Source organism: Centipeda felix (assembly GCF_900186465.1).
Classification (GTDB): Bacteria; Bacillota; Negativicutes; order Selenomonadales; family Selenomonadaceae; genus Centipeda; species Centipeda felix.
The window spans coordinates 39,666-55,651 of sequence record NZ_LT891947.1; the positions used below are offsets into that span (position 1 = coordinate 39,666).

Consider the following 15,986-nt stretch of genomic DNA (forward strand, 5'->3'; position numbering starts at 1 on the left):
CACCGCGAATCCCTTGGAATCAGGGAATATGGCGTGACGAAGGAGATGAGGACAATGTCCGACACGACGGACGAGGAACGCATTGTGCGCACGATGGAGGCATTCCGCAAAAATCGCTACGATGTCTCGCGCTTTGCGGAGCGGACTGCGGCGGCGGACTATCTCGCTCGTGAGATTCGCGGCAAGCGCGTCGGATTCGGCGACTCCGAGACGCTGCGGGCGCTTTCCCTCTACGAGCGGCTAAGTGAGCATAACGAGGTGGTCGATCCGCCACGTGCAGGACACGTCGGCGGCATCGAGGCATTTCTTGCCGCAGGGCGCGAGGCACTGATGACGGACATCTTTGTCCTCTCGGCGAACGCCATCACGGAGGAGGGGCAGATCCTCAACATGGACGGCGCGGGCAACCGTGTCGCAGGCTCGCTCTTCGGACATGAAAAGACCTACTTTGTCGTGGGCATCAACAAGCTCGTTCCCAACATTGAGGCGGGCATCGACCGCATCCACCGCATTGCCGCCCCGCGCAACGCCCAGCGCAAGGGGAAGAAAACGCCCTGCGCAGCGGCGGGCGATCGCTGCTATGACTGCGTGGCACTTGAGCGCATCTGCAATGCCCTCACCATCCACTACAAGAAAATGAGCTACCGCCCGATGGAGCTGGTACTGATCGAGGAGGAACTGGGATTATAGGTGTAAAGCAAATGACACGAAAAAGATTGATATGTCTTTACAAATATGATATTCTACAAAAAAGGAGGCGATTGATATGGCCCAGGCAATGGTGAATTTTCGGATGGATGCAAACCTCAAGAGCGAGATGGAGGAGACCTGTCGCAAGATGGGGTTGACGCTCACATCGGCATTCACGATGTTCGCGGCGAAGGTGACGCAGGATCGCCGAATTCCGTTCGAGGTAACGGCAGAACCCGATCCGTTCTACAGCGAGGAAAACATGGCACGTCTGCGTGCGGCGATTGCGGATGTTGAGGCGGGGCGTAGCACGCTGAAACCGCATGAGCTTATCGAGGTCGACTGATGGAGAAACTGTGGCAGGATGAAGCGTGGGAAGCCTATCTGTACTGGCAGACGCAGGATAAGAAGACGCTGAAAAAGATCAACCGTCTCATTCAGGATATTGACCGCAACGGATACCAATGCCAAGGACAGCCGGAACCGCTCAAGGGCGAGCTTTCCGGCTTTTGGAGTGTTCATATTGATGAAAAGAATCGTCTGGTTTTCCGCATCAAGGATGGGCGATTCGAGATATGGCAGTGCGGTTCGCACTATCGGGACAAATGAACAACAAAAAAGACGGAATTTTCACGAATTCAGCCGTATCTCATTTCGAGAGGGGCTGTTTTTATTGTCTATATACAGTGGATATCCAACCAAGAAAGAGACTTTTGACTTTCTATTGTATAATAACGGATATAAAATGAGTAGGAGGGATTTTCTTGGCGGTAACGAAACTGGAATTGACATGGGTGGGAAAAGACGAACCCATGCAGAAGATAGAGCCGCGCCTGTTGCTGCATCACAAAGAGAAGTCCTACGGTGAGACGGGGACAGGAAATATGCTGATTCACGGGGACAATCTGCTGGCCCTCAGGGCACTACTACCGAGGTACGGCGGGCAGGTGAAGTGCGTGTATGCAGATATCCCGTATAATACGGGATCGGCGTTCTCTCAGTATGATGACAATCTGGAACATAGTACATGGCTGAACCTCATCAGGCCACGTATGGAAATCCTTTACCAGCTGTTGAATAGGGATGGCAGCCTGTGGGTTAGCATTGACGATGACGAACAGGCATACGTCAAGGTTTTGCTGGATGAGATATTCTCACGCAAGAATTTCATCGCCTCCATCGTTTGGCAAAAACGGACTTCTCCGGACATGAGATCCGTCATCAGCGATGGTCATGACTATGTGCTTGTTTATGCCAAAGACAAAGATGCATTCAAGGCATCCCGCAATTATTTGCCACTCAGTCCAGAGCAGGCATCCAGTTACAAGAATCCAGATAACGATCCCAGAGGGCCATGGCGTTCGATTGATTTGACCGGACAGGTCGGTCATGCTACCGCCAGCCAGTTTTATGAAATCGAACTCCCGGACGGACGAAAATTGCCTCCTCCTGATGGCAGGTGCTGGGCTTTATCCGAAGAAACCTTTCACTCTCTATTGAAGGACAACAGGATTTGGCTTGGCGCAGACGGAACGTCTCGTCCCAGACAAAAGAAATTTCTGTCAGAAGCAAAGGGTGTCGTTCCTTGGACTTGGTGGACGAATAAAGAGGTCGGGCACAACCAAGAAGCCAAGAAGGAAGTCATCGCCCTGTTTGGGCCTGAAAGTCCTTTTGACACACCCAAGCCGGAACGCCTGATTCAGCGCATCTTACAGATCGCCTCCAACGAAGGCGATCTGGTGTTGGATGCCTTCCTCGGCTCCGGCACCACCGCCGCCGTGGCCCACAAGATGAACCGCCGCTATATTGGAATTGAAATGGGCGACCACTGCTATACCCATTGTAAGGCGCGCCTAGATAAGGTGGTGGACGGCGAGCAGGGCGGTATCTCCAAGGCACAGAGCTGGACCGGCGGGGGCGGCTATGACTTTTACGAACTTGCACCTACCCTCCTCAAAGAGGATGCCATCGGGGAACTCGTCATCAATAAGGAATACGATGCCGACAAGCTGGCGGCGGCAGTGGCCCTCCATGAGGGGTACACCTACTGCCCCGACCAGAAGATGTTCTGGAAACAATCGCAGGGGACGGAGCATTCCTTCCTCTATGTCACCACCAAGCATATCACCGCCGCCTACCTTGCCGGTATTCAGCAGATAATGGCGGAAAATGAATTCCTGATTGTTGCCTGTAAGTCCTTTGATGAGGGCGCTGACAAGGGAACGCCTCAAATTCGCATCAAGAAAATTCCCCAGATGCTTTTGGGCAGCTGTGCGTTTGGACGTGAGGACTACGCTCTAAACATTGTGCGCCCGCCACAGTACGAGGACGAGGAAAGTGAGGGCGAAGATGATGAAGGCTGACCTGCGTTTCCTCCAATATACACCGGATTTTATCAGCGGCACGATGTCCCTGCGAGAACCGCAAAAGATTTCCTTGGAGGTGCTGGCAAATATTCTTCAGGTCGTGCCGCCGGAGAAGGGCATCGACCTCAAGGGCGCCTTGCAGAAGGTGCATGGCCTTTATCCCACATGCACGGACTTCGAGAGGGAGTTCCTTTCCCTCACCTTTGCACTGGCGACCGGCGTGGGGAAGACGCGCCTGATGGGAGCGTTCATCACCTATCTCTATACGCAATACGGTTTGAAAAATTTCTTCGTGGTTGCGCCCAACATCACGATATACAACAAGTTGCACAACGATCTCTCACAGTCATCGAGTACCAAGTATGTGTTTAAGGGGTTGTCCTGCTTCAGTTGGCCGCCCATCATCTATCACGACGATGACTACAAGGAGAAAAATGGCGACGTTTTCTTAGGGGATAGCATCTCCATCTACATCTACAACATTTCGAAGTTCGACTCTGAGACGGCCAATATGCGACGTCTGAACGAGCGGCGGGGAGAATCCTTCATCGACTACTTGGCGGGGCTGGATGATCTGGTGCTGATCATGGACGAGTCTCACCACTACCGTGCGAAAGCTGGAATGCAGGCACTCAATGATCTGAAGCCCGTGCTGGGACTGGAACTGACAGCCACGCCGCTGGTGGCTGGCAAGGGAGGAAGGCAGGAGAAATTTAGGAACGTCGTATATGAATATCCTCTTTCAGCAGCCATCGAGGCAGGATATACACGTACACCCTATGCTATGACCAGAAGCAATATTGAGAGTTTCGGCTTCGGTGAAAAAGAGTTGGATCGTGCTATGATTGATGATGGTATACGGCATCATGAGAAGGTCAAGGCGCATTTGACCGCGTATGCCGACAAGAGCAACGCCCGTCTCGTGAAGCCTTTTGTCATGATCGTTTGTAAGGATACCGAGCATGCCCAGTCCGTCAATGATTACGTCACCTCCGACGATTTCAGGCAGGGCTGTTACAAGGGAAAGACGCTGCTCATCCACTCCAAGCAGGGAGCGGCAGCCAAGGCGTCGAATGTCGCCTTGCTTGCCGATGTGGAACGGGCAGACAATCCCATAGAAATTGTCATCCATGTGGACATGCTTAAAGAGGGGTGGGATGTGAACAACCTCTACACCATCATCCCTCTGCGTACTGCTGCATCGCGTATTCTGCGAGAGCAGATGGTGGGGCGCGGACTACGCTTACCCTACGGTGAACGCACCGGCGACCGCCTGGCGGATATGGTCATGCTCACTGCTCATGACAACTTTGCTGCGCTTGTCCGGGAAGCCCAAAGCGGCGAGAGCATCTTCTGTCGCGGCAACCTCATCGAGGCGGACAAGCTGCCCGATGAGAAGCAAAGCCCTCAGCAGATACCGTTGATCCAGCCGGAACCAGAGGATCTGTCCGAGGCTCACAGAAAGCTTGGGATCGAGCAGGAAACGGACGAGACCCGCAAGGCGATCCAGGCTGTGAACGCTGTGGCGCAAAAGGCCGTACAGTCAAAGATGAAGGAGAAAAAGTCTGCGGGACTGGAAGTAAAAGACAAGCAGGACATTGCTAAAGCAGTCATCGAGGAAATCAAAGCCAAAGAGGACTACGGCTATGTCTTCCAGCACAACCAGGATGCTTTTGCAGCCTTTGTGGCGGAGCAGACCGAGGAATACACTGTGAGGACAAAGGAACGGTTCATCCCCATCCCTCAGCTTGCCATGACCAGCACGGGTGGCGGCGCATACATTTTCGATGAGTTCGATCTTGATCTGGCAGAGTTCAACCATGCCCCCATCTCCACCGAACTGATTAGACAGAATCTAGTGGACGCACGGGATGCGGAGAGGGATGCTACGAGCAAAATAACCTTTATCGCTGAGCGCCCTGTCAACTGCATCGTCGAAATCCTGCGAGGAAAGCCCGTCATCGACTACGAGCAGTGCGGGGAGCTTGTCGTGAGTCTTGTTCAGTCCGTCTGCCGGCACTATACGGAGCGACATGGCTGCGAGGATATGCGAAACATCGTCATGATGTACCGGCAGGACATTGCAGGAAAGATTTACAGGCAGATGATGCAGCACTTTCATAAGACGGAGGAAATGTTCTCCTACGATATCGTGAAGGTCAATGATTTCAATATGCCTCAGGAACTGTTTGGCAGCTCTGAGCTGGATCTGTTCTCCCCAGACGCTAAAGCGGACGGCATCCGCTCCGTGGTCTTCACGGGGATAGAGAAGGGAGTCTTCGATAGGGCAAAGTTCGACAGTATTCCGGAACTGACTTTTGCCAGACTCTGTGAACAGGATGTCAAAGTGCTGAAATGGCTTCGTCCTGCTCCTTCCGATTTTGATCTCAAGTACGGCAGGGGACACAACTACGAGCCGGACTTCGTGGTGGAAACCGCCGACAGATGTTATCTGGTGGAGATCAAGGGGGAGGACAAGCTGAACGATACTGGGGTGCTGGCAAAGAAGGAAGTGGGTATTAGATACTGTCAGACAGCCACTGCCGTGTGCCGTGAGCTGCACTACAAGCCATGGGACTATGTGTTCATCCCATCGAAGCAGGTGCAGCCAACCTCCAGCATGGAATATCTTTGCGGGCAGTTCGTCTGCCATGTATAAATAGGGCGGATGTTTTTTTAGGCGAGTGTCAATGGAGGTACTCGCCTTATCCCTTCCGTTCGCCGACATTCCAGTCGGCATCCACCTCGAAGTAGGCACTTTTTTCCTTCCACGGGTATTTGTACTCGAGCACGACGGTGTGATCGAGTAAGATTTGCACGGCGATGAGCTGTGCCGTGCCGTGCTCATCCGTATGTTTTACCCATGCCCCGCTGTCGATGTGATCCCTGACCTCGGTCAGCCATGTGATGGGGAGCTTGGACATGCCCGCCTCATTCATGCGGAATACGATCTCCACCTCTGTATCCCCGGCCTTGCGCGGGAAATGGCAGTAGGGCGCGTTGCGCGTGTAGCTGCCCGCCGATATGGGGGAGAAGAGGCGCAGGACGCGGGAGAGTCCCTCCTCGTCGACGCGGATGCAGAGGATGGATCGCTGCTTTTGGTACATGTCATCGACGGCATCCGCCGCCGCGCCCTCCTGCGGAACCTCGGCCGCACGCGATGCCTGCTGCAGCTCCTCGTCATACGCTCCGTCGACCCAGTGAAAGCACATCTGCTCAATCGTTGCACCCTCCTCGATCTCACGTTCCAGCGTCAGGAACTCGTGGTCGTCCGGCACGAGGGAAAGCCCCTGCCGCACGGCGTCCAGCGCACCGTCACGGTCGCCGAAATGGGCGCGCAGCTTGCCGAGCACGAGATAGCACCACGGATAGTCTGGCTCCTCACGCGTTCCCTGCGCGGCATAGCGGAGCGCCTTTTCCAGATAGCCGCAGTGCATGAGGGCGACGGCGTAGCGATAGTACCACGTCCCGCACCCGCACGCATTCGGCTCGGAGTCCGGCATCCACTGTATCGCACGGTAGAAGTAGGGGTACTGATCGACATTGTTGCACGCATAGGCATACCACAGCGCAATGTCGCGGTCACGATGCGCCTCCTCGCGTGTGAACCGCCCCTTAATGATGCCGTTCTTGATGTATTTGTTCAGATAGCTGAGCATTTTAAAGAAATAGCCCGTGGATCCATCCTCCATCGCCTCGAGTTTGGCGACGGCCTCCGCTGTGAGCAGGGGGCCTTTTTCTGTGTCGGAGCTCTCCGGCGCGTCGGCGGCGTCCTCCTCCTCCTCGTCGCGATCAAAAATGTTGACGGTGCCCGCCGCGTCTCGTCGGAAGGAGTGAAACACCGCCCACGGCAGATTCGTCCTCTTGAGAACGGTTTCTGCGGCGACGAGGACGGCGTGCAGATCCCACGCGAGAAAGTCCAGATAGCCGTAGTTCGTGCCCGTCGCTCCGCCGAGGAAGGTCACCGCGTGCAGACAATCGGTCTCCTCCTCAATCGCCTGCATGAGCGCATCGCGAAAATCGAGAATCCCGTCGGCACTTTCGCGCATCTCATCCGTCAGCGGATAGGCGATAAAGCCCGCCGCGATCCCATCCGCATGGTAGATGTCCACGAGCGTCGCATCGTTATCCATATAGGAACTGAGGAGGGAGGGCAGGCGCGTGCTGCCCGCATAGACATCGAGCCGCAGATCCGCATCGTCCGATGTGTCCGGCTCGCGCTCGTAGGCGAGATAGTAGTGGTCAAGGTACTCCTCTGCATCGTTCGCGAGGGAGTACCCCGCCTCTGCGAGTGCCTGCGGCAGATCCGCCAGCAGAGTCGACGGCTCCTCGCGCGGCGCATCGAGGAGATCAAAATCATGGATGAGTCGGATGGCGGCGATCTCGCCGAGTGCCTGATCGACGAGCGTGGAGAGCATCCACCACGCGCGGCTCTCGTCCTCCTGCAGGAGCGGCAGGAGCTTTTCACAGTAGACCGTGAGGGCGATCCCGTCGCCGTCCGGCGCGAACCAGACGGCGACATCCGTCATCTCGATGCTGTAGTCGTCCGTGCGAAGGGAAAAGCCAAGAGAGGACGTGCGCCCGACGTGGATGTCCCAGTGCTCGCGCACAGAGGCAGGGGCATGGCACGCGAAATAGACGAGCGGAAAGAGCTTTGCGCGCAGACCTTCGGGCGTGAGGATGAGCTCATATTTCTCGTTGCCCTTTCCGAGCTCGAATGAGACATCGTCAAAGGCGATGTGCAGAGCAGAGCTGCACCGCTCGATGAGGTCCTCGCCGTGATCCGGTCCCGCATCCATCAGCGCGCGCAGCTCCTCCTCCGCCTCGGAGAACGCGAGCCATGCCTCCTGCACGCGGATGCGGAACGGGCGCGAAAAGAGCGGGAGAGAGAGTCCGCGGCGGCAGTCCTCGATCATCTGCTCGGTGTCCTCGTCGCCCGGCAGCGCCGCAAGCGCCGCCTCAAAGTAGGGCAGGGCGCGGTTTTCCTGATCGAGGTAGTAGTAGGCATAGCCCATGCGGAAGTTCCAGACGTGATCGTCGGCAGAATCCTCTGCGTGCGGCGCGAGGAGGTCGATCGCTTTTTTGAAATACCACCACTCGCTCGGCTGCGCGAAGTTGTTGTAGGCGCGCGCCAGCTCGCCATCGAGCTCGGGCGTGCGCTCTGCGGCGGGGATCTCCTCAATCGCCGTGATGATCTTCTCGTAATCTCCGTGATTGTGCCATGCTTGACACTGTTCCAGTAATGTCATCTGCTGCTCCTCTTGTCTGGGTCTAAGTTGCGCTCAGGGCGCCCTATCGGCTCGTGATGCTCGCCGCTTCCCCCGCGCGACGGGGGAAGCGAATATACCGTCATCCAATGCCTCCCCCGTGCGACACGGGGGAGGGGGACCGCGAAGCGGCGGTGGGGGCGCTTGTTCCTAATCCCACCAGAAATACCAAATATGCGATTTCCGCAGGCCGTCGGCGAGTCTGCTGATGCTCATGCCGGGGGTGCCCTGCTCGATGATGTCGCTGCAGTAGGCGTACTGCTCCACGGCGCGCGCGGCGGCGTGCTCCGGCGCGACGGGCGTGGGGACGCGGTACTCAAGCGTGTCGTAGGTGAGGACGGCAGGGACGGCTCTGTCCGTCTCGTACCAGTACTTTGCGATCGCCGTATGCGCGGCGGTATCGGGGCAGTCGTTCCACCCGCCGAAGGGCAGGTAGGTGAAGATCTCCCACGGATGCTTGACGGGGATCTTGGCGAGGATTACGGGATGCGTTTTCCCCGTCTCGCAGTTCCAGTAGGTGATGAGGTCGTCGTTTGCCTCACCCTTCGTATCTTCTTTGACCGTCATGTCCTCCGTACATGCCGCGCGCCGCTGCATAAGCACCGTTTTGCCGTCCTTGACCGCCTTCTGCGCCATGCGCTCACGGAACGCGATGACGGCATCCCGATCGAATTCGTAGTCCTCAAACGCACCCTTTTCGGCCTCAGCATTCATCGTCAGTGCCTCCCAGAGTGTGTCGCTCGGGACGATGATGACGGGGACAATGCCGTCGCGCGCGGCTGTGCGCGTGGCGTAGCTGTACCATGAGGCGATCGGGTCGTCGTCCGCCAGCGGCGGGAGGTACATCAGAGAGCAGCTCGCCCTGCTGGCGTTCAGGTACTGCATCGTTGCGATGGCAACGTTGCTCGGATCGGCGTCCACCTGCTCCTCAGTGTTGCGCTTCCACGCATCCCAGTGCCGCTCGATGAGCTCCGCCATCTCCCGATAGAGGCGCTCGTCGAATGGGACGAAGAGATATGCCTCGTCGTCAAACTCCTTCGAGTAGTATTTTTCCGCCCCGAAATACGCGAGGGCGTGATTGTCGACGTCCGATGGGTAGGAGGGAGCCTCACCATCGTAATAGTAACGCGCGAACGCCGCGCCCTCCTTGTTAAAGAAACCGCGCATCAGGATTCCGTGCAGCTCGTCGCGGAGGAAGGGGCGCAGATCTGTCTCCGCCGGATGTTCCTTTACGGCACGGACGGTCGCCTCGTACTCGCGGATGAACCAGTCTGCCATCAGGTCATGCAGGATGCACCACCGCAGGTAGACCGCCATGTGGCTGTACGCCGTGATCTCGTCCACGGGCAGCTTCTTCTCGTGCAGGCTGGAGAGATGCCACTCTGCATTGTCCATCACGAGATCCTCAAAGTCCTCAGGGGCGCATGCACTGCGCCGCTGTGGATCGACGACGAAGCTCACGTGCCGCTCGTCAAAGAGGTTCAGCAGTTCCTTTGCACTGCGGTCGAATTTGTAGTTGAGCTCGTCGCGGTAGAGCGGGATGATCTGATAGAAATTGACCTCGTCGCCGTCCGGCAGGGGACAGACCGTGTTGTCTCCCTTTACCTGCGCCCCGATGATCAGGGAGGCGGTCAGCTTGGTGTTCTCGGCGTAGTTGTTTGTCCTGCTGTCGATGGTATGCCCCCAGCCGAGCCATGTATCATCCTCGATCGGCAGACGTGCGAGGCTCTTCAGCAGGCGGATCGGCCAGTAGTGCTCCTCGTCGTCCTCGTGGATCTTCCAGTCGGACGGCAGGGCGATCGCGAGCTCGGCACGTTCGAGCTTGTACTCGGCGAGCTCTTTTGGCACGTTCATGCGGTGCGCCCCCATCCCGAGGGTGACGAGCATGTAGTAGTTCCGTTCCTCGGTCGGATCGACGATGCATATATCCAGATGGATATCGGGCGAGACAATCTCGTGAAAGACGTTTGCATACGTGCCGAAGTTCGTCTCGATGAAGTCCTCGACGGCAGACATCTCCTCCTCGGTGTAGACTTCCGTGGGCACGGGCTTTTTTCCATGCGAAGAATTATTGCGGACGATTTTTTTCATTGTGTTCTCCTTTATGACTGAGGAGCAGGCTCTCCAGCATCGTTTCCAGAAGGCTTGTCGGTGTGATGACGAATCCCTCCGCCGTGATCGTTTTGTTGAAGAAATCGACGGAACGGTCGTGGTCGATTATGGCGCGCCTCACGTCTGCTGGTGCTGCATGGAGACAATCTGACAGTCGGGGCAGAACTCGATGTAGAGCGTGCCCTCCATATAGTCCGTCAGTGCATCCCAATGAATCTGCATGAGATACTTCATCGGCTGCCCGCAGTCGGGGCAGGTCGTGTATTCCCAGTCCTGCCACCAGAGCGCAAAGCCGCCGAGCGTGCAGGTGTCCTCGAAGCGTGCGCCGTAGAACAGAGGAACAGGCGTCTCGCCGAGGATGAGATCGTTTTCAAAAATCCTGACAAGCTCCTCTTCGATATACATGGTATCGCCCGCATCCTCGCAGGAAAGCACCTCGCTGCCGCCGTCGAGCGCATAGCGGCTCAGCCTCGGTCCCTCATACGAAACGCAGTTTGGGCAGCAGGTCGCTGTGAGGATGCCATCGATGCCGAGGAAGTGCAGACGCGCATCCCGTCCGTCGAGGACGAGCATATCCGCCATGCGGCTGCCGCAGTGCGGACAGTGCTCCTCCCGTGGTCGGGCAATGCGGACGGGCGAGCGGCGGAGCTCTTCCTCCGATGCGGCGTGCACCAGCGTATAGCAGGTGGCGAAATTCAGCGTGCGCCGTCGCCCCTCACGGTCGAATGTCCAGCCGCCGCACTGCGCATAGACAGAGGGGTTGACGTGCAGCTTCCCGCGCCAGGGGCGCGGATTGCGTTCGAGTGCGAGGAGTGCCGCAAGGGCTTGGTCGTCTCCCTGCATACCGAGGCACATCATAAGCTCGTTCGCCTCATGTGCGGCATCCGTCTCCATCAGTGCTGCGATCAGTCCGTCCCGCACGTCCGTCGGTGCATGATAGTAGAGTGCCGAGGGCCAGAAGGAACGTGCCGCGAGTGCCGCGCGTGGGATCTCCGGCGCGAGCCGTCCGCGACAGCAGAGCAGATACCAGAAGTCATCGGGAACATCCTCGATCTGCGCGATGATCTCCTGTTCCTTTGCCGAGACCTCCTCGGGCGTCCATGCGAGTGCCGCACGGCGATTCGCCGCCGTACGGCAGCGCCAGCAGAGTCCCTTGTAGCCGAGCTCCGTGCCGCAGTCGGGGCACTGGTAGGGTAGATTCATGGGCGGCTCCTTTCCCATTTAGACATATCGATTCATTCTGATAATAATACGGATGTGGAGCAGCTTCAATAGGTCTTTTGGGAAAGTAAATGAGAAGGCGGCGAAAATCCCCGCGCTTCCTTTACCTTTTCGCTGAATCTATATATAATAGAAGAAGGGAATCGCTGAATTTATCCGTATTTCCCAAGTTTTGGAGGTGATGCTATGCGCTCAGGGGAGAATCCGCTCCTTTTGCGGCTGCGGGAGGAGAAGGCGCATCGCCTCTCGGGCGGCATCTACCATGAGCTGCAGGTGCGCATGACCTACAACTCAAACCACATCGAGGGGAGCCGCCTCAGTGAGGAGGAGACGCGGCGCATCTTTGAGACGAATACCGTGGGCGGGGATGCGCATGTGGATGATATCATCGAGACGGTCAATCACTTTCGGGCGATGGACTACTGCATCGACTGTGCGGAGGAGCCGCTGACGGAAGAGATCATCAAAAAACTCCATGAGTTGCTGAAAAGCAGAACGTCTGACGAGCTGCTCCCCTACTTTCGCGTGGGCGACTACAAGGAACGTCCCAATATGGTGGGCGGCGTGGAAACGACTCCGCCGCAGGAGGTTGCAGCGGCGATGCGGAGGCTCCTTGACCGCTATCAGGCCAAAGAGAAGATCGCCTTTGAGGACATTGTGGACTTCCACTACCATTTTGAGCGGATTCATCCGTTTCAGGACGGCAACGGGCGTGTCGGGCGGCTTATCGCGTTCAAGGAGTGCCTGAAGTACAATATTGTTCCGTTCATCATTGAGGGCACAAAGAAGGCATTCTACTACCGTGGACTGAAGGAGTATGAGCGCGAGCGCGGGTATCTCGTGGATACCTGCTATGATGGGCAGGATACAATGCGGCGCCTGCTCGATTTTTTTCAGATTTTCGGACATTCCTTTGAGGAGAGTACATGAGCGATTTGAGAACGGCCCGTGCCGCTGCCGAGGGCGGGGCGCGGCTGACGAGGGAGGATGCACTCCTCCTCTATGAGGACAACGACCTCCTCGCGCTCGCCGCGTGGGCGCGTGCGGCGAAGGAGCGCGCGAGCGGGAAGAATGTCTACTATACGGTGAACCGTCACATCAATCTCACGAATATATGCAGTGCGAATTGTCCGCTCTGCGCGTTCCAGGTGGAACAGGGCGATGCACGCGGCTATATTATGGAGACTGACGATGTGGCGCGTGTTCTGGAGACGGCGAAAAAGACACCGCGCCTCACGGAAATCCATATCGTGAGTGCGCTGCATCCCGACCGTCCCTTCTCCTACTACGAGGGCGTGGTGCGGCAGGTGCGCGCGGCACTGCCTCATGCGGACATCAAGGCATTTACGCCCGTAGAGGTTGTGAACTTCGCAAAGACGGAGGGGGCCTCCGTCCGCGACATCCTGCACCGTTTGCAGGCGGCAGGGCTGTCATCCCTCCCCGGCGGCGGCGCGGAGATTCTCTCCGACCGCGTGCGCGCCATCATCTGCCCGAATAAGGCAACGCGTGCCGAGTGGCTCGACTGCATGCGCACGGCGCACGCGCTCGGCATCCGTACAAATGCGTCTATGATGTACGGACACATCGAGACGGTCGAGGAGCGCATCGATCACCTGCTCGCTCTGCGCGAGCTGCAGGATGCGACGGGCGGCTTTCAGGCATTCATGCTCTTTCCGTTCCATCCCGAGAACACGGTACTCGGTGCGGAGAAGAAGCTCGCGCGCGTCGGCTCGTGGGAGGATATGAAGATGCTTGCACTCTCACGCCTTGTGCTCGACAATGTGGCGCATTTCAAGGCATTCTGGGTCATGCTGACGCAGCCCATTGCGCAGCTGGCGCTCGGCTTTGGTGCGGACGATCTCGACGGTACGATCGGCGAGGAGAAGATCATTCACGCGGCGGGGGCACAGACGCAGACGGGCATCACGCGGCGCGAGCTCGACGCGATGATTCGTGAGGCGGGCTACGAGCCTGTGGAGCGCGATACGTTTTATCAGCCGATTGCGGCAGGGGAGGGTGCATGAGACTCACGGAGCAGGAGGCTGCCGATCTCCTCATGCACGGCGACCCGATCGAACTCGGACGTGCGGCGGACGCGGAGCGGCGGCGGCGGTTCGGCGATACGGTGACGTTCATCGTTGACCGCAACATCAACTATACGAATATCTGCGTGAACGAGTGCCGTTTCTGTGCGTTCTATACAAAGGTAGGCGCGGAGGACGGCTACCTCCTGCCGATGGAGGAGATTCTCGCAAAGGTCGGCGAGACGGCGGCGGCGGGCGGCACGCAGGTCATGATCCAGGGCGGCATTCACCCCGACCTGCCGCTTTCCTACTATGAAAATATGCTGCGTGCGATCCGTGACCGCTATCCCTCCATCGTGATTCACTCCTTCACGGCGACGGAGATTCTGTACTTTGCGGAAAAGGAAGGCATTACGATTGAGGACACGCTGCGGCGGCTGCAGGATGCGGGGCTCTCGTCGCTCCCAGGCGGCGGGGCGGAGATCCTCGTGGATCGCGTGCGAAGGCTCATTGCACCGAAGAAGATCATGACGGAGGACTGGCTGCGCGTGATGCGGACGGCGCACAAGATTGGCATGGAGTCGACGGCGACGATGGTCATCGGCTTCGGCGAGACGATGGCGGAGCGCGTGGAGCACATGGAGCACATCCGTCGTTTGCAGGAGGAGACGGGCGGCTTCCGCGCGTTCATCACATGGACATTTCAGCCGGGGAACACCGCGCTCGGCGGCGAAAAGACTTCGAGCTGGGACTACATGCGGACGCTTGCCGTCACGCGTCTCTACATGGATAATGTCGCGCATATCCAAGGATCGTGGGTGACGCAGGGCGAGCGTATCGGACAGCTGACGCTCGGCTTCGGTGCGGACGATCTCGGGAGCATCATGCTTGAGGAGAACGTTGTGCGTGCGGCGGGAACGCGGTACAATATGTCGATTAAGAAGATGATTGATCTGATCCGCGGCGCGGGCAGAGAGCCGGCGCAGCGTGACACGCAGTATCGCGTGATACGGAGGTTTTAGTATGGCAGAGCAACAGGTTCCTGCGGCGGGTTATGCCATCATCGGCGGCTCGGGGACGCTGTCGAGCGACTTCCCGCGCGCCTCGATGGCGGCGGATGTGGAGATCCTCGCGGACGGGCTGCACTTTGCAACACCCTACGGCGCGAGTCCTGCATTCCGCCTCTTCTCCGTCGCGGGACGGCGCGTGCTGACCTGCCGCATGCACGGCTGGCGCAGCGGCGTGACGCGCGCGGATGCGTCGCGGCAGGTGTTCTGGGTGCTGCGGGAGGCGGGCGTGCGGCGCATTCTCTCCGAGGGCGGCGTTGGGACGGTGAACCCGCTGCTCGACCCGCGCGACTTCCTCATTCCTGACGATTACCTTGATATGTCCGTGCGCAAGGATGTCATGCTCGACGGACGTTATCTGCTTGTGATGCGGGATGCGCTCTGCTCGGAACTTCGCACGACGCTCATTGAGGAAACGAGGAAGTGCTATACGGGGCGCATTTTTGACCGCGGCATCTACGCCGTCACTGACGGGCGGCATTTCGAGAGCCCTGCCGAGATCGCGATGCTGAAAGGGCACGCGGACATCGTCGGGCAGAGCCTTGCGCCCGAGGTCTACCTTGCGCGCGAGATCGGCGCGTGCTATGCGGGACTGTATTTCGTCGTCAACTACGGCGAGGGCATCCGCCCGTGGTCGCACGACACTCTAGAGCAGATCTTCTACGACGATGCACCGATGATCGGCGACATCCTCCTCGCGACGATCCGCAGCGTCCCCGCCGAAAAGAGCGCGTGCGAATGCCGCAGCCTGCGCAAGGAGACACTGCTCAAGGATGTTTACAACGAAGAGTCGGACAAGGGTTGACGAAAAACGCCGAACATCGTATAATGGACATAGAAAAAGGTGCTGCCGGTAAACGGTCAGCCCCCGTAATCTAAGAAATGGTTATAAGAAACCCGCCTAGAGTTGGTGACTGCAGGCGGGTATTCTTATGGTCTCAAGGCTACGATACAGATCGTTACAAGAAAGATGAACGACAGAAAATCGTACAGAGTCATAAGTATCGCCTCCTCTCTTGAGGAGACTGACCGCCTACCGCTCGTGACAACACCTGCGTGTATTATAGGAAGCACTGATAAATTCAGCACTGCCATCTTGGCACATCTTTTCCGCCCGCTCTGTGTCGACAAATCCTCCACATAGCCTTTGCTATGCGTCCGGTTTGTCTCCTTGATCGGACGGAAAATCTGTACCAATCTGACAGACTTCATTTTATCAGCGATTCCTATAGCATGAAA

The 15,986-nt window shown here is 57.6% G+C and carries 13 protein-coding genes and 1 pseudogene; 9 read left to right on the top strand and 5 right to left on the bottom strand.

Going from position 1 to position 15,986, the window contains the following annotated elements; all coding sequences use genetic code 11:
• The first annotated feature begins 54 nt into the window (after positions 1-54).
• The 5 genes from C1713_RS00365 to C1713_RS00385 all read left to right on the top strand — a co-directional run bounded on the left by C1713_RS00365 (position 55) and on the right by C1713_RS00385 (position 5,715).
• On the top strand, positions 55-690 hold the full coding sequence (locus tag C1713_RS00365; protein ID WP_102492665.1) for an LUD domain-containing protein: 636 nt from the start codon (positions 55-57) through the stop codon (positions 688-690).
• Positions 691-766: 76 nt separating this feature from the next.
• Entirely contained in the window at positions 767-1,036 is a 270-nt protein-coding gene (locus C1713_RS00370) for a type II toxin-antitoxin system RelB/DinJ family antitoxin (RefSeq protein ID WP_006690556.1), read from the top strand.
• On the top strand, positions 1,036-1,299 hold the full coding sequence (locus tag C1713_RS00375; RefSeq protein ID WP_102492666.1) for a Txe/YoeB family addiction module toxin: 264 nt from the start codon (positions 1,036-1,038) through the stop codon (positions 1,297-1,299). Before C1713_RS00370 ends, C1713_RS00375 begins: the two co-directional genes overlap by 1 nt.
• Positions 1,300-1,454: 155 nt before the next feature.
• Positions 1,455-3,053, top strand: coding sequence for a site-specific DNA-methyltransferase (locus tag C1713_RS00380; protein WP_170950732.1), 1,599 nt, complete (start codon positions 1,455-1,457; stop codon positions 3,051-3,053).
• The gene (locus tag C1713_RS00385) at positions 3,040-5,715 is read left to right on the top strand and encodes a DEAD/DEAH box helicase family protein (protein WP_212669075.1); all 2,676 of its coding nucleotides are present in this window, start codon (positions 3,040-3,042) and stop codon (positions 5,713-5,715) included. Before C1713_RS00380 ends, C1713_RS00385 begins: the two co-directional genes overlap by 14 nt.
• 46 nt (positions 5,716-5,761) lie before the next feature.
• On the opposite strand, the gene C1713_RS00390 is transcribed toward C1713_RS00385, so the two are convergent.
• The 4 genes from C1713_RS00390 to C1713_RS00400 all read right to left on the bottom strand — a co-directional run bounded on the left by C1713_RS00390 (position 5,762) and on the right by C1713_RS00400 (position 11,638).
• Positions 5,762-8,305: a tetratricopeptide repeat protein gene (locus C1713_RS00390; protein ID WP_102492667.1), complete on the bottom strand. Its 2,544-nt coding sequence runs from the start codon at positions 8,303-8,305 to the stop codon at positions 5,762-5,764.
• A gap of 168 nt (positions 8,306-8,473) precedes the next feature.
• The gene (locus C1713_RS00395; RefSeq protein WP_102492668.1) at positions 8,474-10,414 is read right to left on the bottom strand and encodes a suppressor of fused domain protein; all 1,941 of its coding nucleotides are present in this window, start codon (positions 10,412-10,414) and stop codon (positions 8,474-8,476) included.
• Entirely contained in the window at positions 10,392-10,556 is a 165-nt protein-coding gene (locus C1713_RS12020) for a hypothetical protein (protein ID WP_170950730.1), read from the bottom strand. Before C1713_RS12020 ends, C1713_RS00395 begins: the two co-directional genes overlap by 23 nt.
• A complete protein-coding gene (locus tag C1713_RS00400) occupies positions 10,553-11,638 on the bottom strand; it encodes a hypothetical protein (protein WP_102492669.1) in 1,086 nt (361 codons plus the stop codon). Before C1713_RS00400 ends, C1713_RS12020 begins: the two co-directional genes overlap by 4 nt.
• A 204-nt stretch (positions 11,639-11,842) precedes the next feature.
• Between C1713_RS00400 and C1713_RS00405 the strand changes: the two genes are divergently transcribed.
• Genes C1713_RS00405 through C1713_RS00420 form a run of 4 tightly spaced genes read left to right on the top strand, consistent with a single transcriptional unit; the run spans position 11,843 to position 15,552 of the window.
• The gene (locus C1713_RS00405; protein ID WP_102492670.1) at positions 11,843-12,586 is read left to right on the top strand and encodes a Fic family protein; all 744 of its coding nucleotides are present in this window, start codon (positions 11,843-11,845) and stop codon (positions 12,584-12,586) included.
• Positions 12,583-13,680 (top strand): radical SAM protein, encoded by a 1,098-nt coding sequence (locus C1713_RS00410; protein ID WP_102492671.1) that lies wholly within the window; start codon positions 12,583-12,585, stop codon positions 13,678-13,680. The genes C1713_RS00405 and C1713_RS00410 overlap by 4 nt, the downstream gene beginning before the upstream one ends.
• Positions 13,677-14,702: a cyclic dehypoxanthinyl futalosine synthase gene (gene mqnC / locus C1713_RS00415; RefSeq protein ID WP_102492672.1), complete on the top strand. Its 1,026-nt coding sequence runs from the start codon at positions 13,677-13,679 to the stop codon at positions 14,700-14,702. Before C1713_RS00410 ends, mqnC begins: the two co-directional genes overlap by 4 nt.
• 1 nt (position 14,703) lies before the next feature.
• Entirely contained in the window at positions 14,704-15,552 is an 849-nt protein-coding gene (locus C1713_RS00420) for an MTAP family purine nucleoside phosphorylase (protein ID WP_102492673.1), read from the top strand.
• A gap of 260 nt (positions 15,553-15,812) precedes the next feature.
• Here the strand turns inward: C1713_RS00420 and C1713_RS12185 are convergent.
• Positions 15,813-15,959 (bottom strand): annotated as a pseudogene (locus C1713_RS12185) (ABC transporter substrate-binding protein); the annotation flags it as partial.
• Positions 15,960-15,986 lie beyond the last annotated feature (27 nt).